We start from the raw sequence: 24854 nt of genomic DNA on the forward strand, positions 1-24854 counted from the left end.
CCCGGCCGCTTAAGGAAGGGTGAGCGCCGCGCGGAAGGCGGCGAAGCCGTGTTCGAGGTCGGCGATCAGATCGGCGGGGTCTTCCAGCCCGATATGCAGGCGGATCAGCTCGCCCTCCAGCGCCGGCGGACGATCCCGATAGGCCATCTGGTGGGTTTCGTGAGTGATCAGGCTTTCGAACCCGCCCCAGGAATAGCCCATCCCGAACAGGGAGAGGGCGTCGAGGAAGGCGCAGGCTGCGGCCGTGTGTCCGCCCTTCAGCACCACGCCCATCAGGGAGGCGGCGCCGGTGAAGTCCCGCGTCCACAGGTCATGGCCGACCGAGCCGGGCAGGGGCGGATAGAGGACGCGGGCCACCTCGGGCCGGGCCTGCAGCCACTCGGCGACGATCAGGCCCGACCGCCCCTGTTCGGCATAGCGCAGCGGCAGGGTGCGCAGGCCGCGCAGGGCCAGCCAGGCGTCGTCGGGCGAGACGTGCCAGCCCAGATCCTCGATCGTGTCGGCGACGGCGCGCAGGCAGGCGGGGGCGCGGGCGGCGATCCCGCCCATCAGGACGTCGGAATGGCCGGAGACATATTTGGTCAGGGCCTGGACGCTGACATCGACGCCGTGAGCCAGGGGCTTAAAGGCCAGGCCCGCGCCCCAGGTGTTGTCGAGCACGGTCAGGACGCCGCGTTCTCGGCAGGCGGACGCCACTGCGGCGACGTCGATCATCTCGAAGGTCAGGGAGGCGGGTGATTCCATCAGGACCAGCCGAGTGCGGTCGCCGATAGCGGCGATCAGGCCCGCCGCATCCGTTTCGGCGGGCAGGAACCGGGTCGTGACCCCGCGCGCGGCCTGGTAGCGGCTCAAGAACCGGCGAGACGGGCCATAGATCGCGTCGCTGGTGATCACCTCGTCGCCCGGCCGGGTCAGGGCCAGCAGGGGTACGGTCACGGCGGCGAGGCCGGACGGAACCAGAAAGGCGTCGGCCGCCCCTTCCAGATCGGCCAGTGCGGCGCGAAGCTGACGCGCGGCCGAGCCGCCGTCCAGGCCGTAGGTTGGGCCTTCGGCGTCGTCCCGCATGGTCTCGGCCCGGTCGCTGAGCATGGTCGAGGCGCGCTCGATGGGCGGATTGACCGGGCGGCGGCCCTGACCCCGATGGGTGGCGGATGAGATCAGGCGGGTACGGTCCGAATGCGGCGACATGGCCTCTCCGATGGGTTGCGGATCAGGGCCTAAAGGCCTCTAAAGTCAGCGGGGCGCAAGCGGCGGAGGATGCGAAACGCGATGCGGGTCTTGACGATCGGAGTTATGGCGGCGGCCCTGCTGACGGCGGCCTGCGGACGTGGGAATCCCGACCCGACGCCGGAAACCGCTTCACAGACCCTGCCGACGCCCAGCGTGGCCACGGATCGCCCCGACAGCCCGACCCTGGTCGCGGTCAAGCGACGCGGGCGGCTGAACTGTGGCGTGCATCAAGGACTGGTCGGCTTCGCCTATACCGACAACCGGGGGCAGTGGCGGGGGTTCGACGCCGACTTCTGTCGCGCCATGGCGGCGGCCATCTTCGGCGACGGGAACGCGGTTCGGTTCGTGCCCCTGTCTGCGTCCGACCGGTTCGCGGCGCTGAAGGAAGGCCGGGTGGACGTCTTGTGGCGCAATTCGTCCTGGACCATGAGCCGGGACGCCGGCGAGGGCTTCGTTTTCGCGGGGATCAACTATTACGACGGCCAGGGCTTCCTGGTGCGGCGGTCTCTGAGCCTGGCCAGCGCCACGGAACTGAACGGCGCCCGGATCTGCGTCCAGGCGGGATCGACGGCCCAGGCCAACGCCGACGACTTCTTCCGCTCGCGCGGCATCGCCTATCGCCCGGTGGTTCTGCCCAGCGAGGAGGCGGCGCGGGACGCCTATGGCCGTGAAGACTGCGACGCCTTGAGCGCCGACATATCGGCCCTGGCCGCCGCCCGCACGGTTCTGGCGGATTCTCAGGCGCACACGATATTGTCAGATGTGGTGTCGAAGGAGCCGCTGGGGCCCGTCGTTAGGGCCGGGGACGAACGCTGGGCCGACGTGGTGCGATGGACCCTGAACGCCGTCGTCCTGGCTGAGGAATTCGGGGTCACACAGGAGAACGCCGAAACCCTGTCGAAGACGTCGAACGACCCGCGCATCAAGCGTTTGCTGGGGTCTGAGGGCGAATACGGCGCCCTGCTGGGCCTGTCCGACGACTGGGCGAAGGACGCCATCCTATCGGTCGGAAATTACGGCCAGATCTTCGACCGGAACCTGGGTTCGCAATCGCCGCTCGACCTGGCGCGCGGATTGAACGCACAGTGGAACGCGCGGCCGGCCGGCTTGATCTATGGATTGCCAATCCGTTAAGCGCCGCAGCTTGAGTCTTTTTCCTGGGGGGCAGATGACCGAGACGAAACCTGGGGGCATAGCCCTCCACTGGCTGATGCTGATCGGCTTCACCGTCGGTCTGGGCGGGGGGCTGTGGGTCAATCTGGCGCTGGGCGCCGATACGGCCTGGGTGGTCTGGGTCACCGACAACATCACAGGACCGGCGGGGCAGATCTTCCTGCGCCTGCTGTTCATGATGGTCATCCCGCTGCTGTTCTCGGCCCTGGTGATCGGGGTGGCCGAGATGGGCGACCTCAATTCGCTGGGCCGGGCGGGAATCAAGACCCTGTTGCTGACCATACTGGTGTCGGGCATCGCGGTGGTGATCGGCCTGGTCATGGTCAATCTGTTGCAGCCCGGCCGGGGCGTCGATCCCGCCATGGCGCAGCAGTTGCTGGAACAGGGACGCGACGGCGCCGCCGGCATCGTCCAGAACGCGCCTGAGACCATTCAACTGGGCGACTTCTTCCTGGGACTGGTGCCGTCCAACGCAGTCACGGCGGCGGCGGAGAACCAGATCCTGCCCCTGATGGTCTTCGCCCTGTTCTTCGGCATCGGCCTGGTCATGGCCAAGAGCCCCGCAACCGATCGCCTGCAAGAGGTGATCGAGGGGCTGCTGGAGGTGACGATGAAGCTGATCAACCTCTTCATCAGACTGGCGCCCTTCGCCATCGCCTGCCTGATGTTCAACCTGGCGGCCCTGTTCGGTTGGGACCTGCTGGTCCGGCTGGCCGCCTTCGTCGGCGTCGCCGTCGGGGCCATGGCGATCCACATGTTCGTGGTCTATCCGCTGGTCATCTGGCTGCTGGGCGGGCGTTCACCGATCGCCTTCTTCAGGGCGGTCCGCGAGCCGATGGTGGTGGCCTTCTCCACCGCCTCGTCCAACGCCTCGTTGCCGGTGTCGCTGAAGGCGGCCGAGCAGGAACTGAAACTGCCCAGGAAGATCGCCCGTTTCGTCCTGACGGTCGGCGCCACCGCCAACCAGAACGGCACGGCCCTGTTCGAGGGGGTGACGGTGCTGTTCCTGGCCCAGTTCTTCAACGTCGAACTGAGCCTGACCCAGCAGGTCATCGTCATGCTGGTCTGTATCCTGGGCGGGATCGGCACGGCCGGGGTGCCGGCGGGCTCGCTGCCGGTGGTGGCCATGATCCTGGTCATGGTGAAGGTGCCGCCGGAAGGGATCGGCCTGATCCTGGGGGTCGACCGCTTCCTGGACATGTGCCGGACCACGCTGAACGTCACCGGCGATCTGGTTCTGGCCACGGTGGTCTCGCGCGGCGAGAAGGACGATCCGGTCGAGCCGGTCGAGCCTGCGGCGCCCGAAGATCTTCCGGGGGCCGCCCGACGCGGCCTGAAGCACGGAACGGCGGGCTGAGTCAGTCGAGGACGACGGGGGTGTCGGTCCGAGACCCCCATTCGGCCCATGAGCCGTCGTAGAGGCTGGACGGCACGTTGAGCGAGGCCAGGGCCAGGGTGAGGATGGCGGCGGTGACGCCCGAGCCGCAACTGGTGATGATCGGCCGGTCGAAGACCACCCCGGTTTGCGCGAACCGGGCGCGCAGGGCCTCGGGCTCCAGAAGTCGGCCGTCGTCGCCGATCAGGGTGAGGAAGGGCAGGTTCAGCGCCCCCGGAATATGGCCGGCGCGGAGGCCGGCGCGGGGTTCCGCCGCCTGACCGGCGAACCGGGCCGCCGGCCGCGCATCCAGAATCTGCGCCTCGCCGGTCAGGGCCGCCAAGACGGTCGGCAGGTCGGCGACGGCGTCGCTGCGCCGTGATGCGGTGAACGACGCCGGCGTGGGCGTCGGGGCCGGCCCCGACACCAGAGGCCGCCCTTCGGCCCGCCAGAGCGGCAGGCCGCCGTCCAGCACCCGCACATTGGTCGCCCCCATCAGCCGGAAGGTCCACCAGACGCGCGGGGCGGACCGCAGGCCGACCGTGTCATAGATGACGATGGTGTCGGTCGCGGCGATGCCGAGCGCGCCGACCGCCTCGGCGAAGGCGGCGGCGGTCGGCAGCATGTGCGGCAGGTCCGAGCCATGGTCCGAGACCGCCTCGAGATCGAAGAAGACGGCGCCGGGCAGCCGGGCCTGATCGAAGTCCGCCTGGGCGTTCCGGCCGTCCAGATGCCAGGAGCCATCGACAATCCGCAGTGTCGGATCCTCCAACAGGGCGGCGAGGTCGGCTGTCGAGATCAGGGGCGAAGACTGGGTCATGCCCCCAGCCTAGTGTCAGGCGCGGTCCAGCACCAGTTGCACCACATCGGTCCGGCGCGAGCGGAAGCCCGCTTCGCAATAGGCCAGATAGAAGCGCCACAGCCGGCGGAACCGCTCGTCGAAGCCGGCGATGCGGCGGATGTCGCCCCAGGCCGCCTGGAACCGGTCGTCCCAGAGTTTCAGCGTCTCTGCATAGTCTAGGCCGAACCGTTCGATAGGGCCCCATTTCAGGCCGGCGGCGGCGACGACCGGCTTCAAACGCTCTTCCGACGGCAGCATGCCGCCGGGGAAGACGTATTTCTGTATGAAGTCGGTGCGAGCGTTGTATTCCTCGAACAGGGGCTCCTGGATGGTGATGATCTGGAGACCCGCCCGGCCGCCGGGGTTCAGGACGTTGTGGATCTTCTCGAAATAGGTCGGCCAGTATTCCATACCGACGGCCTCGAACATCTCGATGGAGGCGACGCGGTCGAACCGGCCCTGGACGTCGCGATAATCCATCAGGTCGATCGTCGCGCGGTCCGAAAGCCCGGCGTTGAACAGGCGTCGGCGGGCGAAGTCGTGCTGCTCCTTGGAAATGGTCACGCCGGTGACCTGGGCGCCGATCTCGCGGGCGGCGAACTCGGCGAAACCGCCCCAGCCGCAGCCGATCTCCAGCACCGACATGCCCGGTTTCAGATCCATCATCCGGGCCAGGGCGGCGTATTTGGCCCGCTGCGCGGCGTCCAGCGGCGCATCCGCCCGCTCGAACCGGGCGGACGAATAGGTCATCGAGGGGTCGAGCCAGGTTTGATAGAAGGCGTTGCCCAGGTCGTAGTGGGCGTGGATGTTCTTCTTCGACCCGGTCTTGCTGTTGCGATTGCGCCGATGGGCCAGCCAGTTGACCGCCATCATCAGCCAGTTGCCGTCGAACAGGCGGCGGATGTGGTCATAGTTCTCGACCAGGGTCTCCAGCAAGGCGGCCAGATGCGGGCTGTCCCATTCGCCCGCCATATAGGCCTCGGCGAAACCGATATCCCCGGCGGCCAGGACGCGGCGGGCGAAGCCGTAATCCTTGATCTCGAGCACGCCGCTGGGGCCGGGGCGGGCGCCGTCCAGCACATGGGTCTCGCCATTGGGCAGGTGGACGGTCAGGCGGCCGAAGGTCCAGTTCGAGGCCAGCAGCCGCAGCAGCATGGCGAACATGCGCGGCGTGCGGGCGGCGGCGGCCTCGATATCGACGGTGGCGACACTCATGCGGGAACCTCTTTGTGCGTCGTCAGTCATGACCGGCCTAGTCGTCGCGTCCGCTGACGGCCTTCAGGGCGTCGAGGGCGCGGGCGCGGGCGTGGGCATGATCCAAGATGGGGTGGGGATAGTCTTTGCCAAGTCGCACGCCGGCGTCACGCAGCACCTCGGGCGGCGCGGTCCAGGGCGACTGGAGCCAGCGGTCGGGCAGGCGGCGAAGTTCGGGAACCCAGCGGCGGACATAGCCGCCCTCGGCGTCGAACTTCTCGCCCTGGGTGATCGGGTTGAAGATGCGGAAATAGGGGGCGGCGTCGGCGCCGGAACCGGCGACCCACTGCCAGTTCTGCACATTGCTGGCCAGGTCGGCGTCCACCAGAGTCTCCCAGAACCAGGCTTCGCCCTCGCGCCAGTCGATCAGCAGATGTTTGACCAGGAATGAGGCCACGACCATCCTCACGCGGTTGTGCATCCAGCCGGTCGTCCACAGTTGACGCATGCCGGCGTCCACCAGCGGATAGCCGGTGCGGCCGCGTTTCCAGGCCTCCAGGCCCTCGGGATCGTCGCGCCAGGGCATGGATTCGTATTCCGGCCGGAAGGCGCGGTCGGTCATGGTCGGGAAATGGTGGAGCAGATGGGCCGAGAAGTCGCGCCAGCCCAATTCAGAGACGAACTTCGACGCCTCGGTCGCCGACACGGACCCGGCTTCGGCCGCTTCTTGCGCCTGCAGCGCCGCCCTCCAGGGACTGATCTCGCCCCAGTGCAGGTGGGGGGACAGGCGGCTTGTGGTCGGAAGGGCGGGATGGTCGCGGCCTTTGGCGTAGGTCTTGAGGCCCTGTGCGAGGAAGTCGGACAGGGCGGCGTCGGCGCCGGCCTCGCCCGGCGTCCAGTCGAAGCCCTGGGACCAGTCGGGCCGGGTCGGGTGGAGATCCCAGTCGTCGACCGACTCGGTCTGGACGGAATCGGGCGTGTCGATGCGACGGGGGGCGGGCGAGAGCGGCGGCGGCTCGGCGGCGGCCAGCAAGGCCTTCATGAAGGGGGTGAAGACCTTGTAGGGCGCGTCCGATCCGTTCAGCACGGCGCCCGGCCGCGCCAGCAGGGCGCCGTTGAAACCCCGGCAGTCGACGCCGGCCGATTTCAGCTCATGGGCGATGTCGGCGTCGCGGGCGAAGGCGGCGGGTTCGAACTGCCGGTTCATGAAGACGGCGTCGGCTCCGGTGTCCTCGATCAGACTCTGAAGCTGGATCAGCGAAGCGCCGCGACGCAGGATCAGCCGCGAACCGCGTTCCTGAAGCGAGGCGTCCAGGGCGCGCAGGGACTTGTCCAGCCACCACAGCGAGGCCGCGCCGGCCGGACGGTCCGGATCGCGGTCCAGAATGAAGACCGGCAGGATCGGACGGCCGGTCGCGGCGGCGTGATACAGGGCGGGATTGTCGTTCAGGCGCAGGTCGCGGCGAAACCAAAGGACGACAGGCTTGGTGGCCACGCAGGCGAACTCCATGATAACTTGCGCTCATAGAAAACAAGCGCCACCTGATGGCCTCATAGCTGCGGCAAACGCCGCTCCCATAACGCCCGAACTTCGAAAGAGCCGCCTCGTGAGCCGACCCAACGCCGTCATTACGTTGTCTGAAGGTCTTCGGACGCCTGTCGTCATCGGCGGCGGCGCGCGAATCGCCTTCATCGCCGGGCCTTGCCAGATGGAGAGCCGTCAGCACGCGCTCGAAACGGCCCATGCGCTGAAGGAAATCGGCGAGCGGCTGAACGTCGGCATCATCTACAAGACCAGTTTCGACAAGGCGAACCGCACCAGCGCCAGCGCCGCGCGCGGCATCGGCCTGAAGGACGCCATGCCGATCTTCGCCGAGATTCGCGAAACCGTCGGCCTGCCGACCCTGACCGACGTCCATTCCGAGGCCCAGTGCGGCCCGGTGGGCGAGGTGGTCGACGTGCTGCAGATCCCGGCCTTCCTGAGCCGCCAGACCGACCTGTTGCTGGCCGCCGCCGCGACCGGCAAGGCGATCAACATCAAGAAGGGCCAGTTCCTGGCGCCCTGGGACATGAAGAACGTCATCGCCAAGGTGGTCGGCGCCGGCAATCCGAACGTCATGGCCTGCGAACGGGGCGCCAGCTTCGGCTACAACACCCTGGTCAGCGACATGCGCGCCCTGCCGGTGCTGCGCGAGATCGGCTGCCCGGTCGTGTTCGATGCGACCCACAGCGTGCAGCAGCCGGGCGGGCAGGGCACGTCCTCGGGCGGCCAACGCGAGTTCGTGCCGGTTCTGGCCCGCGCCGCCGTCTCGGTGGGCGTGGACGCGGTCTTCATGGAGACCCACCCGGATCCCGACAACGCCCCGTCGGACGGCCCGAACATGGTGCCGCTGGACCAGTTCGAGGCCCTGGCCGCGCAGCTGATCGCCTTCGACGACCTGGCCATCCAGATCGGGGCCAAGGCGCCGGTGGCGCAGGCCGCCTGAATCCTCTAGGTCGGGCGCATGTCTGACACCCTTGATCTGGGCGCCCTGCAACAGCTGCTGGAGCGCGTGCGCGACCTGAAGACGGCCTGCGTCGGCGACCTGATGCTGGATCGCTATGTCTATGGCGAGGTCAGCCGGATCTCGCCTGAGGCGCCGATCCCGGTGTTGCGCACGCGCCGGACCACCGCCATGCCCGGCGGCGTCGGCAATGTGGCGCGTAATGTCGCGGCCCTGGGCGGGGTGGCGCACTTGGGCGCCGTGACGGGCGAGGATGCGGCCGGAGCGGAACTGCGCGACCTGATCGCCGCCGAGGACCGGATCGTCGACTTCATCGCGAGGCCGGCCGGCGCCACAACCATCGTCAAGACGCGGTTCGTGGCGGCGGGTCAGCAGCTGCTGCGCCTGGACGAGGAGGCGGCAGCTTCGCCCTTGACCGAATCGGACGCATTTTCAAATGCCTCCGCCATTCTACTTTCCGACTACGCCAAGGGTGTGGTCGGCGACGCCTTGATCGCCTCGGCCCTGAAGGCCGCCAGGGAGACCGGCGCGCCCGTTATCGTTGATCCCAAGGGGCGAGATTTCGCCCGTTATGGCGCGGTCGATGTGATCAAGCCGAACGCGTCGGAACTGGCGGGGGCAACGGGCCTGTCGGTCGAGACGGACGCCGAGGTCGAGGCGGCGCTGGCGGCCCTGCTGGCGGCGACGACGGCGAAAGCCATCATCGTCACCCGCGCAGGCAAGGGCATGAGCCTGGCGCGGCGCGACGGGCCGGTGCGGCATTTCCCCGGCCGGGCCCGCGAAGTGTTCGACGTCTCGGGCGCCGGGGACACGGTGCTGGCCGCCTTGGGTCTGGCCTTGGGCGCGGGGGCCTCGCTGGAGACAGCGGTTCAGTTCGCCATCCTGGCCTCTGGCGTGGTGGTCGGAAAGGCCGGGACGGCCGTGGTTACGCCCTCGGAACTGATCGAGGCGGAGCTGAGCCAGCACGCCGTCGCGGCCCAGGCCAAGGTGACCCCGTTGGACGAGCTGGCGGCCGAGGTCGAGGCCTGGCGGCGGCAGGGGCTGAAGGTCGGCTTCACCAACGGCTGTTTCGACATTCTGCACCGGGGCCATGTCGCCTATCTGGCCCAGGCGCGGTCGTGGTGCGACCGGCTGGTGGTGGCGCTGAACACCGACGCCTCGGTCAAGCGGCTGAAGGGCGAGGGGCGGCCGGTCAATGATCTGGACAGTCGCGCCGTGGTGATCGGCGGGCTGAGCAGCGTGGATCGGGTGACTTCGTTTGACGATCCGACGCCCATCGCCCTGATCGAGCGGCTGCGGCCGGACGTGCTGATCAAGGGGGCGGACTATACGCGCGAGGGCGTGGTTGGCGGCGACCTGGTGGCGAGCTGGGGCGGGGTGGTCCGTCTGGCGGAATTCAAGGATGGGTATTCGACGACCCGGACGATCGAGAAGATGACGGGAAGCGCGCAATGACGCCCAGAATGATTGTTGTGACGGGCGGGGCCGGTTTCATCGGCTCCAATATCGTGGCGCGGCTGACGGCCGAGACGGCCTATGACGTGGTGGTCTGCGACCGGCTGGAGACGGCCGACCTGGCCAAGTGGAAGAACCTGGCCAAACATTCCGTCGCCGACTTCTGGGCGCCGGAGGAACTGTTCGAACAGCTGGAGCGCCATGCGGAGCGGATCGAGGCTGTGGTGCATATGGGCGCCATCTCGTCCACGACCGAACCGGACGCGGACCTGATCCTGCGTACCAACTTCACCCTGTCGCGCGATCTGTGGGACTGGTGCGCGATACGGGACGCCCGGATGATCTACGCTTCGTCGGCGGCGACCTACGGCGACGGCGAGACAGGGTTCAATGATGACGACGATGCGGAGTCGCTGTCCAAGCTGAGGCCGCTAAACGCCTATGGCTATTCGAAAATGCTGTTCGACCAGTATGCGGTGCGCCAGTCGGATCGCGGCCAGGCGCCGCCCCAATGGGCGGGGCTGAAGTTCTTCAACGTCTATGGGCCCAACGAGGGGCACAAGGGCGGGATGAAGTCGGTCGTGGCTCAGATCTGGCCCAAGGTCGCGGCCGGCGAGACGGTCAGCCTGTTCCGGTCGCACAATCCCAACTATCGGGACGGGGGCCAGTTGCGCGACTTCGTCTATGTGGACGATGTGGTCGACATCATCGAATTCCTGCTGCAGTCGCCGGAAGTCTCGGGCGTGTTCAACGCCGGGTCGGGCCAGGCGCGGTCGTTCGACGACCTGGCCAAGGCCACCTTCGCCGCCGCCGGGAAAGAACCGTCGATCGAATATGTCGACATGCCCGAGGCGATCCGCGACCGGTACCAGTATTTCACGCAGGCCCGGATGGACCGCATCCGCGCCGCCGGGTTCGAGGGACAGTCGACGCCGCTGGAAGAGGGCGTGCGTCGCTACGTCCAGGACTTCCTGGCCCAGCCCGATCCATACAGATGAGAGGCCTGACGACCCGGCAGTGGATTGGCTACATCGGGTTTGTCCTGGTGTTCCTGCTGACCGCCGCCGTCGCGGTTTGGCGCGGGGACATCCTGCGCGCGGGTCTGGATCCCCAGGTGCCGTTCCAGACCTACAAGCCGCCGCCGGCGCCTGATTACGCCGATCCCAGGGCCTGGGCCCTGCGGGACGCGCGGGCGCCGGGGGCGGGCGGGGCCAACGTCTTCTTCGTTCATTCGACCACCTTCAACGGCGGGCGCGACTGGAACGGGGCCATCGGCGACCCCAAGGCTGACGCCTATCTGTACCGGGTGGTCCTGCCCAACTACGCCGGACCCTTCGCACGGGCGGGCGCGGTCAGCGCGCCGCGTTATCGGCAGGCCAGCCTCTATACGCGCCTGACCCTGCGCGACGATGCGCGTGAGGCCCGGGCCTTCGCCTATGGGGACGTCCTGGCGGCCTTCGACGCCTGGCTGGCGCGTCATCCCACAGGCCCCATCGTCCTGGCGGGGGTGGAGCAGGGCGCCGATCTGCTGGACCGGCTGATCCGCGACCGGATCGCGCCGGATGGGGCGGTCCGGGACCGTCTGGTGGCGGCCTATCTGATGGACACGATCATCGCCGCCGAGAATCTGCCGGACTCCATTCCGGCCTGCGCCGATCGGCGCCAGATCCATTGCGTGATCGCCTGGTCGCAGGTCGGCGACCGCGACGACTCGGCCGCCCGACGGCGACTGCGGCGGGCGACCGTCTGGGATGCGCGGGGACATCTGGTCGATCTGGCGGGGCGACCGGCCGTCTGTGTCAACCCGGTGACCGGGGGCACGGGCGAAGCGCAGGTTCCCGCGCGCCTGCACCGGGGCGCCACCAATGCGACGGGGCTGGAATGGGGGGCGCGTCCGGCGCTGATGGCGCGTGAGGTCGCGACCCAGTGCCGCGAAGGTCTGCTGCGCCACACCTGGCCGGATCTGGAATCCTTCCGGGAGACCGGTAACTGGGCCGACCGGAGAAAAGCGCGGCCTTACAACCTATTCTACGGCGATCTGGAAGCAGATGTGGCGGATCGGCTGGCGATCTACGCCAAGGCTGGCGGCTGAAATCGGACGAACGGCGTCCGGTTTCTGTGGCGCGGTTCGCGCGCTGCGGGTAACCTCCTCGCATACGGAGGGTACCTATGGACGTTCTCACCATCTTCGCCGGCGTGCTGCTGTTCCTGGCGATCGCGCTCTTGTTCAGCGTTATCAAGATCGTGCCGCAAGGCCGTGAATTCACGGTCGAACGCTTCGGCAAATACACCAAGACCCTGAGTCCCGGCATCGGCTTCCTGACCCCGTTCGTGGAACGGGTCGGCAAGCGGATGAACATGATGGAGCAGGTTCTTGATGTGCCCACTCAGGAAGTCATCACCAAGGACAACGCCATGGTCCGGGTGGACGGCATCGTCTTCATCCAGGTGATGGACGCCGCTCGCGCCGCCTATCGGGTCGACGATCTGCCCTACGCCATTTCGCAACTTTGCATGACCAATCTGCGGACCGTGGTCGGGTCTATGGAGCTGGACGAGGTGCTGAGCCAGCGCGACAGCATCAACACCCGCCTGCTGCACGTCATCGACGCGGCGACCGAGCCCTGGGGCGTCAAGGTCAACCGGATCGAGATCAAGGACCTGACCCCGCCGACCGACGTCACCAACGCCATGGCCCGCCAGATGAAGGCCGAGCGCGAGCGCCGGGCCGTGGTCACCGAGGCGGACGGCGAGAAACAGGCCGCCATCACCCGCGCCGAGGGCGCCAAACAGGCGGCCATCCTGGAATCCGAAGGCCGCAAGGAAGCCGCCTTCCGCGACGCCGAGGCGCGCGAACGCGAAGCCGAGGCCGAAGCCCGCGCCACCACCATGGTGTCGGAAGCCATCGCCCGGGGCGACGTCAACGCCATTAACTATTTCGTGGCGCAGAAATACGTCGAGGCCTTCGCCGAACTGGCCCGCAGCCCGCAGCAGCGGACCGTCATCGTGCCCGCCGAAATGGGGGCCCTGGTCGGCACCATCGCCGGCATCGGCGAGATGGTGAACCTGGCCAAGGGGCAGCAGCAGCAGGCGGCCCCGGTCAAGCCCGCCGCCGCCCCGCGTCGTCCGTCCGTTCCGCCCACCGCCTGATCCGGGAGCCCAGGTCATGACCGTCGTCGCCGATCTGTACGCCGCCCAGCCGTTCTGGATCTGGCTGGCCGTCGGGGTGTTGTTGCTGGCCGTCGAGTCGATGTTCTCGACCGAATGGCTGTTGTGGCCGGCGGTCTCGGCCGGGCTGGTGGCGGTCCTGACGGCGGTCGGGGTGCGGTTGGGCCTGCCGGGCGAGGTGGCGGTCTTCGCCCTGCTGACCGTCATCGCCACCCTGTTGTCGCGACGCCTGATCCAGAAGGCCAATCCGGACGGCGTGGACATCAACGACCGGGACCGTCGACTGATCGACCAACGCGCACGGGTCGTGGAGGCCTTCGTCGGCGGTCGAGGCCGGGTCTTCGTCTCCGGCGCCGAATGGTCGGCCGTCCTCGAGGGGGGCGCGCCCGAAACTGGCCCCGAGGTGGGACAGGATGTCGTGGTGAATCGCGTCAGCGGTTCCCTGCTGACGGTGCGCGCCGCGACCTGAGGCGTCCCGCGCAACCTTCGCCGTGGGACGACGTTCGACGCTGATGTCAGACAGCCGTATCGCCTCCGTCGTCCCGGCCCAGGATGGACTGCCGGTCCCGAGGCGCTATTGGGCCATCGTCTCCATCGGCCTGGGCATCACCCTCGCCGTCCTGGACGGGGCCATCGCCAATGTGGCCCTGCCGTCCATCGCCCAAGACCTCAAGGCGTCCGAGGCGGCGTCGATCTGGATCGTCAACGCCTATCAGATCGCCATCGTGGTCGCGCTTCTGCCCTTGGCGTCTCTGGGCGAGATCGTCGGCTACCGCCGGGTGTCCCAGGCAGGGCTGGCGGTCTTCACCCTGGCCTCCCTGGCCTGCGCCCTGTCCGATTCGATCCTGACCCTGAGCCTGGCCCGGGTGCTGCAGGGATTCGGGGCCGCCGGGATCATGAGCGTCAACGGCGCCCTGGTGCGGTTCACCTATCCGCAGCGGCTGCTGGGCCGGGCGGTCGGGATCAATGCGGTGATCGTCTCCATGGCCGCCGCCGCCGGCCCGACCATCGCCAGCGCGGTGCTGAGCCTGGGCGAATGGCGTTGGCTGTTCGCGCTGAACATTCCTCTGGGCGTTCTGGCGGTGTCGATGGCGGGATTCACCTTGCCGCACAATCCGTTGCAGAAGCGCAGGCTGAACCTGGTCGGGGCGGCGCTGAGCGCGGCGGCCTTTGGCTTCGTCATCACCGGCATGCAGGCCCTGGCCCACGGCGAGGCTTCGATCCTGGGCTTCGGCCTGACGGGGCTGGGGCTGGCGGCCGGGGTGCTGCTGGTGCGGCATGAAAAGCCCAGCAAGACGCCGCTGATCCCGCTGGACCTGCTGGCGCGGCCGATGTTCGCCCTGTCGGTCGCCACCTCCATCATCTCCTTCACCGCCCAGATGATGGCCTTCATCTCCCTGCCGTTCTTCCTGCAGGGCTCGCTGGGGCTCAGCGCAGTGGAAACGGGGCTGCTGATGACGCCCTGGCCGCTGGCGACCATGTTCGCTGCGCCGCTGGCGGGGTGGCTGTCGGATCGGTATTCGGCCGGGATACTGGGGGCGATAGGTCTGAGCCTGTTCGCCTGCGGTCTGATGGGGCTGAGCTTCCTCGACGGTGATTCGTCGAAGTTCGACATTATCTGGCGCATGGCGCTGTGCGGGGCCGGGTTCGGCTTCTTCCAGTCGCCCAACAATCGCGCCCTGCTGTCCGAGGCCCCGCGCGAGCGGGCCGGGGCGGCTGGCGGCGCGCTCGGCACGGCGCGGGTGCTGGGCCAGTCGATGGGGGCGGTCGTGGTCGCCTTCCTGCTGTCGGCGGCGCCGGTCTCCGGCGTGCGCCACGGATTCGAGCTGGCCGCCGTTGCAGCCCTGTTCGGCGCGGTGATGAGTGGATCGCGAATTCGACGCCGCATCGCCGAGCCGGAGAAGGAAATAGAGGCGGTCTAGACGCGCCGGAGGTCGGCGACCCCGCGATTCGCCAGCTGGTCGGCGCGTTCGTTCAATTCGTGCCCGGCATGGCCCTTGACCCAGCGCCATTTGACGTCGTGCTTCAGCCGGGCGGCGTCCAGGCGCTGCCACAGGTCGGCGTTCTTGACCGGCTTCTTGTCCGCGGTCAGCCAGCCGCGCGCCTTCCAGCCTCGCATCCATTCAGTGATGCCCTGCATGACGTATTTGCTGTCCGTGTGCAGCTCGACCCTGCACGGCCGCTTCAGGGCCTCCAGCGCCATGATGGCGGCCATCAGCTCCATGCGGTTGTTGGTCGTGTTGGGCTCGCCGCCCCACAATTCCTTTTCGTGGCCGCCCCCGGTCTGGAGCAGGGCGCCCCAGCCGCCGGGGCCGGGATTGCCCTTGCAGGCGCCGTCGGTGTGGATGATGACGTGATCGGTGGGACTCATGGTCGCGAAGACCTACAGCCTCCCTTGGCGCGGGGCCATCACTGCGCCTATATGCGCTGAAGATAAGTGACGGGATCGATGATCGGTCCGCGTGAGGAGAACGAGCCATGGGCTCCATGAGCATCTGGCACTGGGCCATCGTCATTGTCGTCGTCGCCGTCCTGTTCGGTGGACGCGGCAAGTTGTCCGGCATCATGGGCGACGCCGCCAAGGGCATCCGCGCCTTCAAGGACGGCCTGAAGGACGACGACAAGAAGGACGGCCCGCACGACGGCGTCAGCTCGCTGCCCCGCACCGATGCGGAAAAGGAAGAGCTGAAGCGCTAGTCGTCGTCTGTAAGGGCTGACGCATGGGCGGGCTCGGCCCCGGTATCGGGGGCTTCGAATTAGTGGTGATCGGTCTGGTGGCCCTGCTTGTGGTGGGGCCAAAGGATCTGCCTGTTCTGATGCGTCGCGTCGGCCAGATGGTCGCCAAGGCGCGCGCCATGGCCAACGAGTTCCGCTCGAGCTTCGACGAGATGGCGCGTCAGTCCGAACTGGACGAGCTGCGCAAGGAGGTCGAGGCGCTGCGGAGCGGGCAGGGCGCCATGTATCCTCTGGGCGCCGACGCCGATGCGGCCTTCAAGGACATCAACGCCGGCCTGACCGGACCGGGCGCGCCTGCGGCCCTGCCGGCGCCGACCGCCGAGGCGCCGATCATGACGCCCGCAGCCGACGAATGGCCGGACACGGCGCCCCCCGTCGAGCCGACGCCGACGGTTGAGTCGAAGCCGAAGCGCGCAACGGCGAAAACCGCCGCCAAGCCGCGACCGAAGGCGAAGCCGAAGGCCGCGTCCACGATGCCTGCGGCCAAGACGCCCGCCAAGCCCCGGACCCCGCGCAAGAAGGCCGCCGAGCTTTGACTTTCTCCGATCGTGACGAGGCCGAGATCGAGGCGTCGCGCGCGCCCCTGATGGATCACCTGATCGAGCTGCGCGGGCGGCTGCTGATCTGCGTGATCGCCTTCGCCCTGGGCTTCATCCTGTGTTTCGCCTTCGCCAACCAGATCCAGATCGCCCTGATCAAACCCTATCAGGCGGCGGCGGCCATCCATGCGGCGGCCCTGGCCTCGGGCGGCCACGCCAATCCGCTGGAGCTGATCGCGACCATGATGGGGCTGAAGCCCTATCCGCCCGGTTCGGCGGCCGTGGTCCAGCTGATCGCCACAGCGCCGCTGGAACAGCTGTTCACCAAGATGAAGATCGCGGCCTTCGGCGCGGCGGTCCTGACCTTCCCGGTCATCGCCTGGCAGCTGTACCGGTTCGTGGCGCCTGGTCTGTACCGGAATGAGCGCGGCGCCTTCCTGCCCTTCCTCATCGCGGCGCCGGTCATGTTCTGCCTGGGCGGGGCGCTGGTCTATTATGTCATGCTGCCGTTCGTGATGCTGTTCTCGCTGGGACAGCAGGTGGTCAGCGACGGGATTTCGGTGGCCCAGACGACCAAGATTTCGGACTATCTGAGCCTGGTGACCTCGCTGCTGCTGGCCTTCGGCCTGTGTTTCCAGCTGCCGGTCGTGACGACCCTCTTGGGGCTGGCCGGACTGATCAGCTCCAAGGCCATGGCGGCCGGCCGGCGCTATGCCATCGTCGCCGTGGTGGTGGTCGCCGCCGTCGTCACCCCGCCGGACCCCATCAGCCAGCTGATGCTAGCCGTGCCCCTGGTCATCCTCTACGAGGTCTCGATCTGGTGCGTGCGGCTGATCGAACTGCGCCGCAAGAAGACGGACGAGGCCGAAGGCCTGGCCTAGTCCCGAGTTCAGCCGCGCTTCTTGTCCGTGTGATCCACCGGGCAGACCCGCCGAGACCCGGTCTGGCGGAACGGCGACAGCCTGAGCTTGGACTGATGGTCGTCGGGACCGGCATGGCCCTCGGGGTGCAGGCCGCGATAATAGAGTTTCTGCCACTGATCGGCCGGCGCGGTGGGCTTGGTCCGTTTGACCCAGTCCTGGAAGGCCAGCCGTGACGCCCGCCAGGCGTCGAAGGTCTGCAACATCTCGGGCTGGTCCTCCATCGGCCGCAACTCCGGTTTCAGCCGGTCCAGCACCCCGCGCGGCGTGGGGAAGAAGAAGCAGAAGGGCTCGTTCTCCTCGAACCGGATCCAGACGTCAGGGCGAGTGAAGCGCCAGTTCATCGTGAAGGTGTAGGGCGACCAGTCCGTCTCGATCACCCCGCCCATCGGGGCGATCCCGTCCTTCATCGCGTTGGGCGGGCCGCCGACCCACAGGTTCCAGCCTTCCGAGGTCCGCATGATGCCGTCGACGTGAAAGGTCAGGGTCCCGCTGCCGAACAGGGAGACCGGACCCCGCTTCGGATCCGAGCCGGGATCGAGCACGATCTCGACCGAACTGGCGTCGACGCCGCCTTGCCAGCGGGCCTTGAAACCGCAGGGACTGAGCATCTCCCAGCCATGGGCGTTGGCGATGGCGAGAGGCAGGCAGCGATAGGCGAAACTGTCCGGCGTCTCGGTCATCCAGTCGCGCTTGGGCGAGGCCGGGGCCACGCGCGGGGCCCAGCCCTCGCGCACATAGCAGACCAGTTCGGTTTCTGCCGCACGAACCGGCGCGCCATTGGGGCGTGCGGGAACAGATCCCTTCAAACGTTTGACCATTTCGAGCCTCGTATGCCGCCAACCTCGCCCTATGGAGCGGGCGTTTTAAGCCTTTAGGACAGCCGCATGTCTGACCCGTGACGGTCATGCGCGAAAAGAAAAACCCCGGATGGCGGACCATCCGGGGCTCTCCTGAAGTCAGACTGCCGGGTCGATCAGCAGCTGTAGTACATGTCGAATTCGACGGGGTGCGGGTGCAGTTGCAGGCGCATCACCTCTTCCATCTTCAGCTCGATATAGCTGTCGATGAAGTCGTCATCCATGACGCCGCCCTTCTTGAGGAAGGCGCGGTCCTTGTCGAGGTTCTCGAGGGCTTCGCGCAGCGAGCCGCAGACCTCGGGGATCGAGCCGCGCTCTTCCGGCGGCAGATCGTACAGGTTCTTGTCGGCGGGCGCGCCCGGATCGATCCGGTTCTCGATCCCGTCCAGGCCGGCCATCAGCAGGGCGACGAAGGTCAGATAGGGGTTGCCCATCGGGTCGGGGAAGCGGGCTTCCAGACGCTTGGCCTTCGGCGACGAGACGTGCGGGATACGGATCGAGGCCGAACGGTTGCGGGCCGAATAAGCCAGTTTCACCGGGGCTTCGTAGCCGGGGACCAGACGCTTGTAGGAGTTGGTGGTCGAGTTGGCGAAGGCGTTGATAGCCTTGGCGTGCTTGATGATGCCGCCGATGTACCACAGGCATTCCTGCGACAGGCCGGCGTATTTGTCGCCGGCGAACTGGGGCTTGCCGTCCTTCCAGATCGACATGTGGACGTGCATGCCCGAGCCGTTGTCCGCGAACATCGGCTTGGCCATGAAGGTCGCCGACTTGCCATAGGCGGCGGCGACGTTGTGGATCACGTACTTATAGAGCTGCAGCCGGTCGGCCATGGTCAGCAGGTCCGAGAACTTCAGACCCAGTTCGTGCTGGGCCGGGGCCACCTCGTGGTGGTGCTTCTCGGGCTGGAGGCCCAGGTCGCGCATGACGCCCAGCATTTCGCCGCGCAGGTCCTGGCCGGAGTCGACCGGGTTGACCGGGAAATAGCCGCCCTTGGGCCCAGGGCGGTGGCCCATATTGCCCTCGGTGTATTCGGCGCCGGTGTTGGCCGGCAGCTCGGTCGAGTCATACGAATACGACGTGTTGTGCGGCTGGGTCGACCAGCGCACGTCGTCGAAGATGAAGAACTCGGCTTCCGGGCCGAAATAGACGATGTCGCCGATGCCCGACGACTGGACATAGGACAGGGCCTTCTTGGCCATCGAACGGCTGTCGCGGTTGTAGGGTTCGCCGGTGTCCGGGTTCAGCACGTCGCAGAACAGGAACATGGTCGTCTGCTGGTAGAAGGGGTCGATATAGGCCGTGGCCAGGTCCGGCTTCAGCAGCATGTCGGACTCGTTGATGGCCTTCCAGCCGGCGATCGACGAGCCGTCGAACATCGTGCCTTCGTTCAGGAAGTCCTCATCGACCAGGTCGATGTCGAAGGTGACGTGCTGCAGCCTGCCGCGGGTGTCGGTGAAGCGAACGTCGACGTATTTGACGTCCTTCTCCTTGATCTCCTTGAGGATCTTGCTGGCGCTCATTCTCGGAAGTCCTGTTTCTTGGTCGTTGGGGAGGAACCGATCGATCAGCGCATGGACGCGCCGGCCGCCGGAGGAGGGGTACGCGAACTCAGACGGCCTGGGCCCCGGTCTCGCCGGTGCGGATACGGATCACCTCGGCGACATCGGACACGAAAATCTTGCCGTCGCCGATCTTGCCGGTGCGGGCCGAGGTCTGAATGGCCTCGACGACCGCAGGGGCGAGATCGTCGGCGACGACCACCTCGATCTTGATCTTGGGCAGGAAGTCGATGACGTATTCGGCGCCGCGATACAGCTCCGAATGACCCTTCTGGCGGCCATATCCCTTGGCCTCCAGCACAGTCATGCCTTGCACGCCGACGTCCTGGAGCGCCTCTTTGACGTCATCCAGCTTGAAAGGCTTGATGATGGCTTCAATCTTCTTCATGGCGACCCCTGAGCGGCGTGCGGAATGCAGCGGCGCTCGGGCGGGAATGGGACACATCAAGGCCGTTCAAAGCAAGCGGTTTTCGCAGAAAAGTCACGGATATTCGGAGCCCGGATGATAGAAACCAACGACCCGGCGATCTGGCGCAATTTTCTTCCGTGGCCGGGCGCGGAAACGCACAAGCATGCACGGGGGCGTCTTGGGGTCGTCTCGGGTCGGGCGCACCAGACCGGGGCGGCGCGGCTGGCGGCCCGGGCCGGACTGCGGATCGGGGCCGGGGTGGTGCGTATCTATTGCCCCCCCGATGCGGTCGCGGTGATCGCCCCGGCGATCGAGGCCATCATGCTGACGCCCTTCGCCTCGGCCGAGGCGCTGGCGCGCGAGGTCGAGGAGATGGACGCGGTCGTGGTGGGCCCGGCGGCGGGTCTGGACGAGACGACCGTGGCCAATATCCAGGCCCTGGCGTCCAGCGGCGCCGCCCTGGTGATCGACGCCGATGGTCTGTCGGTGTTCAAGGGGCGCAGCACCGAACTGTTCGCAGTGCTGGACCGTGATGATGTTCTGACCCCGCACGAGGGTGAGTTCGAACGCCTCTTCCCGGGTCTTCTTCACAGGGGGCGAGTGGTCGCCGCAGCCGAGGCGGCCGAGCGCGCCCAGGCCGTGGTGGTGCTGAAAGGCGCCGAGACCGTCATCGCCGCCCCGGACGGTCGTCTTCGCATCAATCGCAACGGGTCGCCCTGGCTGGCCACGGCGGGAACCGGCGACGTCCTGTCCGGGATGATCGGCGGTCTGATGGCCCAGCGCATGGACAGTTTCGACGCCGCCTGCGCCGCAGTGTGGATCCACGCCGACGCCGCCGACCGATTCGGACCCGGCCTGATCGCCGAGGACCTGAGCGAGATCTCGCCGGTCTCGCTCAGGGCGTTGTGGATGGCCGTTCGTCAAGGGTGAGGGCGTCGCGAACGTCCTGCCCGTGAGGAATTCTGAAGACCCCTGCGATCCCATTGTGGAACGCGCATCTGGAGCCTGCGCGACCGTCAGGCCTGGATTTCAGGCTGTTTCAAAACGGGACTATCGGAAGACGCCGGCAGCGCCTATTGCAGATCCCCTGAGGTGAAAAGGGTCTGTATTACATATGAGTTTTGGCTCGGGGGCGGTGCTGCGGCCCGGCCAGTCGGCGCTCGCTGCGTCGTCGAAGGTCGGGCTGGGCACAGTGTTGCTTCTGGCGTCTGTGCAGTTCGCGGCCTTTGTGGATCGCGCTGTGCCGTCTGTCGTCGCTGGAGCGCTGAAGGGCGAGTTCGACCTGACGGACCGCCAGATCGGCGCTCTGCAGGGCCCGGCCTTCGCTCTGACCTATGCGGCGGCCATGCTGGCGGCGGGGCACTGGGGGCGACGGATCGAACCCTTCCGGCTGATGGCGCTTTGCGTGGCCGTCTGGACGGTCGGCGGCGTGGCCTTCGCTCTGGCCTCGAGTTATGAAGCCCTGATGGCTGCGCGGATGGTGCTGGGGGTCGGCCAGGCCGCCTTTGCGCCTGCCGCCCTCATGATCCTTGGGGCGTCGAGCGTCGGCATGGGGCGCGCGCGCGCTGTTTCCATGTTCACGAGCGGATCGGCCGCCGGACGAAGCGGCAGCTTCTTTCTGGTGGGCGCAATTCTGTTGCTGGTCGGAGGGCAGACCGTGGCGGGCCTTTCACCCTGGCGCTCGGCCTCCCTGATTCCGATCCTCCTCAACCTCGGCCTGATCCTCGGCCTTCTCTGGAAGGCGCGGGGGCGTCGGATGGTGTCGGCGGAACCGACGCGGGGCCTGCGCACGGCCGTCAGCTGGCTCGCCGGGGACGGACGAGCGGTGTTTGGGCTTATGGGGGCAAGCGCCGGGTGCGTGCTGTCGATCCAGGCTGCGGGCGCCTGGATGCCATCCATCCTCGCGCGCGCGCACGAACTCAGCAGCGGTCACGCCGCGATCGCGATCGGCGGCGTGGTGCTGGTCGCGGCCCCTGCGGGCCATTTGACGGCTGGATGGCTGTTGGGGCTCGAACGCATGAAGGCGTCGGGACCAGCGCCGGTCATGGCGAGCGCCTTGGCCGTTTCCGTGCTCGCCGCATTCGGATTGATGACCACGACTTGGCTGCCGATGACGCTTGCGTGCCTGGGTCTGCTGGTCGCGAGCAGCGGCATGGCCGCCGCGTCCGCGCTGATCGGATTGCAGCCGCTGACGCCTGATCCGATCCGCGGCGGAGTGAACGCCATCTTCCTGGCCTCCGTGTCGGTCGTCGGCGTCGGACTGGGGCCGTGGGTCACCGGCGTGGTCAGCGACCGGAATATCGATACGCGGTTTGGTCTTGCGACCAGTTTGGCGTGTGTCGTCATGGTTGTAGCCGCAGTCGTGATTCCCCTCGCGCTCTGGCAAGGCCGGCGCTGGATTTCCGGCCCAAAGGCCCCTTGTTTCGGGTCTGAGCCTCCTCGGGCGTCGGCGGCGTGCAATTCCCCAATCAGGCGAAATACATCAAAACGCTGAAGAAAATTATATCGTCCACAGCGATATACCCAAATCTGGCGACGCTTAATGTTTTCTTAACTGCAACAGTCCGGTCAGCGAGACGCCCGAACCCAGGGCTCCGCGGGGGGACGGGCATTGCACGCTATCCAGCACGCGAATGTCGGCGGTGAGCCGACGTGGATGCGCCGCCGTGCGCGACACCCAGCCGGTGGCGCCGCCCTGGGTCTGGCGATCCTCGCCGTCCTTGGATCCGCAGCGCCTGTCGTGGCGCAGGACGCCGGCGTCGACATCACCGTCTCAGCCGTCATTCCAGGTCGGTGTGGTTTCAGCCGGGTTGCGCCGACGCCTTTGCGCGGGGCCACGCCGGATCTGGAGACGGCCCAGACCTTCAGCGTCTCTCTGCCGCTCGACTGCAACACGCCTTTCGCCGTCGGCGTTCGGGGTGAAAAGGGCCGTCTGGTCAACACCACCGGCGCACCGGACGGATCCGGATACGCCTTCGACAAGACCTATGGCGTACGTCTGACGCTCGAAACCAGCGAAGGCGACGTGCGCAGCGGGCGCTGCCTGTCCGACCAGATCGTGGCCGGTGGAAACTGTGATTTCGCGTCGGATCAGCCGGGCAGGGGGCTGGGCTCGGGCTCAGGCATCGCCGCGCCGGGCGGCGTGACCTTGACCATCGACTGGCCGGACCAGTCCACGCTGAACCAGCGCCTCGCCGCAGGCGACTACAGCGACACCATTACTCTGGTCGTCGGAGCGCGCGCCTGATGCGCACGCCCTCAGCCGGATCGGCGCATCGCGCCCTACCGAATTCGTCGATCGCGTTTTGCGGGCGACGGAGACTTCGACGGGCCTTCCGCCCGCTCGAAAACACGCCGGGCTTCTCCGGCGCTCAATCCAAGACGGAGACTAACCCTATGAAGCGTATCGTTTTCGCGGCCTCGGCCGCTGCTCTCGCCCTGACCGCCGGCGCCGCCTCGGCTCAAGACAGCCAATCCGTCGCGATCAACGCCTCGGTCGCCGCCAAGTGCGGCGTCTCGGCTCAAGCCACCACCGTGACCCTGGCCGGTGACCTGACCGACTCAGAAGCCAAGGTCCGCAGCGGCGTGACGACTGAAATCGCAGACGCCCTGAACGGCGCCCGCATCGTCGCCTTCTGCAACGGCGTGAACAACTCGGTCACCGTCGACCGCGCCGTTCTGGCCCGCACCGGCGCCACCGGCAACGGCCTGACCGAGGGCGGCTTCGCCCAGTTCATCCGCTATAACCTGGACACCACGATCAACGGCCTGGCCCTGGACACCACCAGCACCGCCGGCGCCTCGAACGTGGCCCAGCGCTTCGGCGGCCACGTCAGCCTGAGCGACAGCAACACGCACGTTCGTTTCGCCCAAGCGGCTTCGAACGGCGGCGCTGTGGCGACTTCGGGTGGTTCGAGCGACATCGCGACCAACTGGGGTTCCAACACCGACCGTAGGCTGGCCGCTGGCGCCTACACCGGCTCGGTCAATGTGACCGTCGCTCCGGGCGCCTAAGCCCCAGTAAACGCCGACGTCCCCACGGGGCGTCGGCGTCCGTCGGACCGGTCCCCCCGCACAGGACCGGTCCGACCCCCTTTCGATCCACCAGGTAGTTTCCCATGATGCCCGCCGCCGCCCGACGCCTCGTCGGAGTCTTTCTAACTGCTGCGGCCTTGCTGGCCTCGGGCATTCCCGCCACGGCGTTGAATGTTCAGCCGGTGATCATCGATCTCCTGTCTTCTGGCCGGCGCACCTCGACGGTGCTGACGCTCCAGAACACTTTTTCCACCACAGTTCCCGTCGAACTGACCGCCCACCGGTTGGAGGTCGTCGACGGCGAATTGCGCGAAACCGATGTCGAGGCCGAAGACCTTCTGGTCTTCCCGGCTCAGGCCACCGTGGAGCCGGGCCAGTCCCAGGCGTTCCGAATCCAGTGGGTCGGCGACCCCGAGATCCAGGCCAGCCAGCACTTCTTCGTCACGGTCGCCCAGTTGCCCGTGGTGCTGCCTGAAAACCAGAACGCGATTCAGGTGCTGTACAATTTCAAGGTTCTGGTCAGCGTCGGCGCGCCCGGAGCCGTGTCCGCCCTTGCGGTTCAGTCGGTGGCCATTGAAACAGGCGAGGACGGCGTCGGCCGCCCTGTGCTCACGGTCAGCAACTCCGGCAATACCTATGGCTATGTCGGCAAGAACCGTCTGACCCTGGTGCAGCGCGCGCCGAATGGCGATGAGATCCTGCGCGAATCCTGGGAGCCCGAGCAACTGCAGCAACTGATGGGCCTGGGCCTGGTGCCTTCGGGCGCCACGCGCCGGCTGCCGATCAATATTCGCCTGCCGCAGCCGAATGGCGCGGTGACGGTCGAATTGACGCCGGTTCAGGACCGGTGATC

25 protein-coding genes are annotated in these 24854 nt (G+C 67.4%); 17 read left to right on the forward strand and 8 right to left on the reverse strand.

Annotated elements, in window-relative coordinates:
• Positions 1-9 precede the first annotated feature (9 nt).
• Positions 10-1188: a cystathionine beta-lyase gene (gene metC / locus GGR11_RS02590; protein ID WP_183195268.1), complete on the reverse strand. Its 1179-nt coding sequence runs from the start codon at positions 1186-1188 to the stop codon at positions 10-12.
• An 81-nt stretch (positions 1189-1269) separates the two neighbouring features.
• Here metC and GGR11_RS02595 point away from each other — a divergent pair, with 81 nt between their 5' ends.
• A complete protein-coding gene (locus tag GGR11_RS02595; RefSeq protein ID WP_425485655.1) occupies positions 1270-2364 on the forward strand; it encodes an amino acid ABC transporter substrate-binding protein in 1095 nt (364 codons plus the stop codon).
• Positions 2365-2398: 34 nt separating this feature from the next.
• A complete protein-coding gene (locus GGR11_RS02600; protein ID WP_183195269.1) occupies positions 2399-3760 on the forward strand; it encodes a dicarboxylate/amino acid:cation symporter in 1362 nt (453 codons plus the stop codon).
• Between the two features lies 1 nt (position 3761).
• Here GGR11_RS02600 and sseA read toward each other — a convergent pair whose 3' ends face one another.
• The 3 genes from sseA to GGR11_RS02615 are packed head-to-tail and all read right to left on the reverse strand — an operon-like array spanning position 3762 to position 7308.
• A complete protein-coding gene (gene sseA / locus GGR11_RS02605; protein ID WP_183195270.1) occupies positions 3762-4598 on the reverse strand; it encodes a 3-mercaptopyruvate sulfurtransferase in 837 nt (278 codons plus the stop codon).
• A 15-nt stretch (positions 4599-4613) separates the two neighbouring features.
• Positions 4614-5834 (reverse strand): SAM-dependent methyltransferase, encoded by a 1221-nt coding sequence (locus GGR11_RS02610; RefSeq protein ID WP_183195271.1) that lies wholly within the window; start codon positions 5832-5834, stop codon positions 4614-4616.
• A 37-nt stretch (positions 5835-5871) separates the two neighbouring features.
• The gene (locus GGR11_RS02615) at positions 5872-7308 is read right to left on the reverse strand and encodes a cryptochrome/photolyase family protein (RefSeq protein WP_343051055.1); all 1437 of its coding nucleotides are present in this window, start codon (positions 7306-7308) and stop codon (positions 5872-5874) included.
• 112 nt (positions 7309-7420) lie between these two features.
• On the opposite strand from GGR11_RS02615, the gene kdsA reads away from it, so the two are divergent.
• The 7 genes from kdsA to GGR11_RS02650 all read left to right on the forward strand — a co-directional run bounded on the left by kdsA (position 7421) and on the right by GGR11_RS02650 (position 14862).
• On the forward strand, positions 7421-8299 hold the full coding sequence (gene kdsA / locus GGR11_RS02620) for a 3-deoxy-8-phosphooctulonate synthase (protein WP_425485656.1): 879 nt from the start codon (positions 7421-7423) through the stop codon (positions 8297-8299).
• An 18-nt stretch (positions 8300-8317) separates the two neighbouring features.
• Positions 8318-9772, forward strand: coding sequence for a D-glycero-beta-D-manno-heptose 1-phosphate adenylyltransferase (gene rfaE2 / locus GGR11_RS02625; protein ID WP_183195273.1), 1455 nt, complete (start codon positions 8318-8320; stop codon positions 9770-9772).
• Between the two features lie 8 nt (positions 9773-9780).
• A complete protein-coding gene (gene rfaD, locus GGR11_RS02630) occupies positions 9781-10770 on the forward strand; it encodes an ADP-glyceromanno-heptose 6-epimerase (protein ID WP_183195274.1) in 990 nt (329 codons plus the stop codon).
• The gene (locus GGR11_RS02635; protein WP_183195275.1) at positions 10767-11864 is read left to right on the forward strand and encodes a DUF3089 domain-containing protein; all 1098 of its coding nucleotides are present in this window, start codon (positions 10767-10769) and stop codon (positions 11862-11864) included. Before rfaD ends, GGR11_RS02635 begins: the two co-directional genes overlap by 4 nt.
• A gap of 77 nt (positions 11865-11941) precedes the next feature.
• Positions 11942-12922 carry an SPFH domain-containing protein gene (locus tag GGR11_RS02640; protein ID WP_183195276.1) on the forward strand — a complete coding sequence of 327 codons (981 nt, stop codon included), beginning with the start codon at positions 11942-11944 and terminating at the stop codon, positions 12920-12922.
• Between the two features lie 16 nt (positions 12923-12938).
• Positions 12939-13409, forward strand: a complete 471-nt coding sequence (locus tag GGR11_RS02645) for an NfeD family protein (RefSeq protein WP_183195277.1) — start codon at positions 12939-12941, stop codon at positions 13407-13409.
• A 43-nt stretch (positions 13410-13452) separates the two neighbouring features.
• Complete coding sequence (locus GGR11_RS02650; protein ID WP_183195278.1) at positions 13453-14862, forward strand: MFS transporter; 1410 nt, start codon at positions 13453-13455, stop codon at positions 14860-14862.
• On the opposite strand, the gene rnhA is transcribed toward GGR11_RS02650, so the two are convergent.
• Entirely contained in the window at positions 14859-15311 is a 453-nt protein-coding gene (gene rnhA, locus GGR11_RS02655; RefSeq protein WP_008263255.1) for a ribonuclease HI, read from the reverse strand. The two genes, GGR11_RS02650 and rnhA, sit on opposite strands and share 4 nt — an antisense overlap.
• Positions 15312-15418: 107 nt before the next feature.
• Here rnhA and GGR11_RS02660 point away from each other — a divergent pair, with 107 nt between their 5' ends.
• Genes GGR11_RS02660 through tatC form a run of 3 tightly spaced genes read left to right on the forward strand, consistent with a single transcriptional unit; the run spans position 15419 to position 17096 of the window.
• Positions 15419-15637 (forward strand): twin-arginine translocase TatA/TatE family subunit, encoded by a 219-nt coding sequence (locus GGR11_RS02660; protein WP_008260124.1) that lies wholly within the window; start codon positions 15419-15421, stop codon positions 15635-15637.
• 23 nt (positions 15638-15660) lie between these two features.
• Entirely contained in the window at positions 15661-16212 is a 552-nt protein-coding gene (gene tatB / locus GGR11_RS02665; protein WP_183195279.1) for a Sec-independent protein translocase protein TatB, read from the forward strand.
• Positions 16209-17096 carry a twin-arginine translocase subunit TatC gene (gene tatC, locus GGR11_RS02670; protein WP_183195280.1) on the forward strand — a complete coding sequence of 296 codons (888 nt, stop codon included), beginning with the start codon at positions 16209-16211 and terminating at the stop codon, positions 17094-17096. Before tatB ends, tatC begins: the two co-directional genes overlap by 4 nt.
• An 8-nt stretch (positions 17097-17104) precedes the next feature.
• Here tatC and GGR11_RS02675 read toward each other — a convergent pair whose 3' ends face one another.
• From GGR11_RS02675 to GGR11_RS02685, 3 genes are all read right to left on the reverse strand, one after another.
• A complete protein-coding gene (locus tag GGR11_RS02675; protein WP_183195281.1) occupies positions 17105-17956 on the reverse strand; it encodes a DUF6065 family protein in 852 nt (283 codons plus the stop codon).
• Positions 17957-18111: 155 nt separating this feature from the next.
• A complete protein-coding gene (gene glnA / locus GGR11_RS02680; protein WP_183195282.1) occupies positions 18112-19518 on the reverse strand; it encodes a type I glutamate--ammonia ligase in 1407 nt (468 codons plus the stop codon).
• Between the two features lie 88 nt (positions 19519-19606).
• On the reverse strand, positions 19607-19945 hold the full coding sequence (locus GGR11_RS02685) for a P-II family nitrogen regulator (RefSeq protein ID WP_008261682.1): 339 nt from the start codon (positions 19943-19945) through the stop codon (positions 19607-19609).
• Between the two features lie 114 nt (positions 19946-20059).
• On the opposite strand from GGR11_RS02685, the gene GGR11_RS02690 reads away from it, so the two are divergent.
• The 5 genes from GGR11_RS02690 to GGR11_RS02710 all read left to right on the forward strand — a co-directional run bounded on the left by GGR11_RS02690 (position 20060) and on the right by GGR11_RS02710 (position 24852).
• Entirely contained in the window at positions 20060-20896 is an 837-nt protein-coding gene (locus GGR11_RS02690; RefSeq protein WP_183195283.1) for an NAD(P)H-hydrate dehydratase, read from the forward strand.
• 184 nt (positions 20897-21080) lie between these two features.
• Positions 21081-22460: an MFS transporter gene (locus GGR11_RS02695; RefSeq protein ID WP_183195284.1), complete on the forward strand. Its 1380-nt coding sequence runs from the start codon at positions 21081-21083 to the stop codon at positions 22458-22460.
• A 162-nt stretch (positions 22461-22622) separates the two neighbouring features.
• Positions 22623-23213 carry a hypothetical protein gene (locus tag GGR11_RS02700; RefSeq protein WP_183195285.1) on the forward strand — a complete coding sequence of 197 codons (591 nt, stop codon included), beginning with the start codon at positions 22623-22625 and terminating at the stop codon, positions 23211-23213.
• A gap of 149 nt (positions 23214-23362) precedes the next feature.
• On the forward strand, positions 23363-23980 hold the full coding sequence (locus GGR11_RS02705; protein WP_183195286.1) for a hypothetical protein: 618 nt from the start codon (positions 23363-23365) through the stop codon (positions 23978-23980).
• 104 nt (positions 23981-24084) lie between these two features.
• Positions 24085-24852 (forward strand): fimbrial biogenesis chaperone, encoded by a 768-nt coding sequence (locus GGR11_RS02710; protein ID WP_183195287.1) that lies wholly within the window; start codon positions 24085-24087, stop codon positions 24850-24852.
• Positions 24853-24854: the final 2 nt, after the last annotated feature.

Source organism: Brevundimonas mediterranea, assembly GCF_014196125.1.
Lineage (GTDB): Bacteria > Pseudomonadota > Alphaproteobacteria > Caulobacterales > Caulobacteraceae > Brevundimonas > Brevundimonas mediterranea.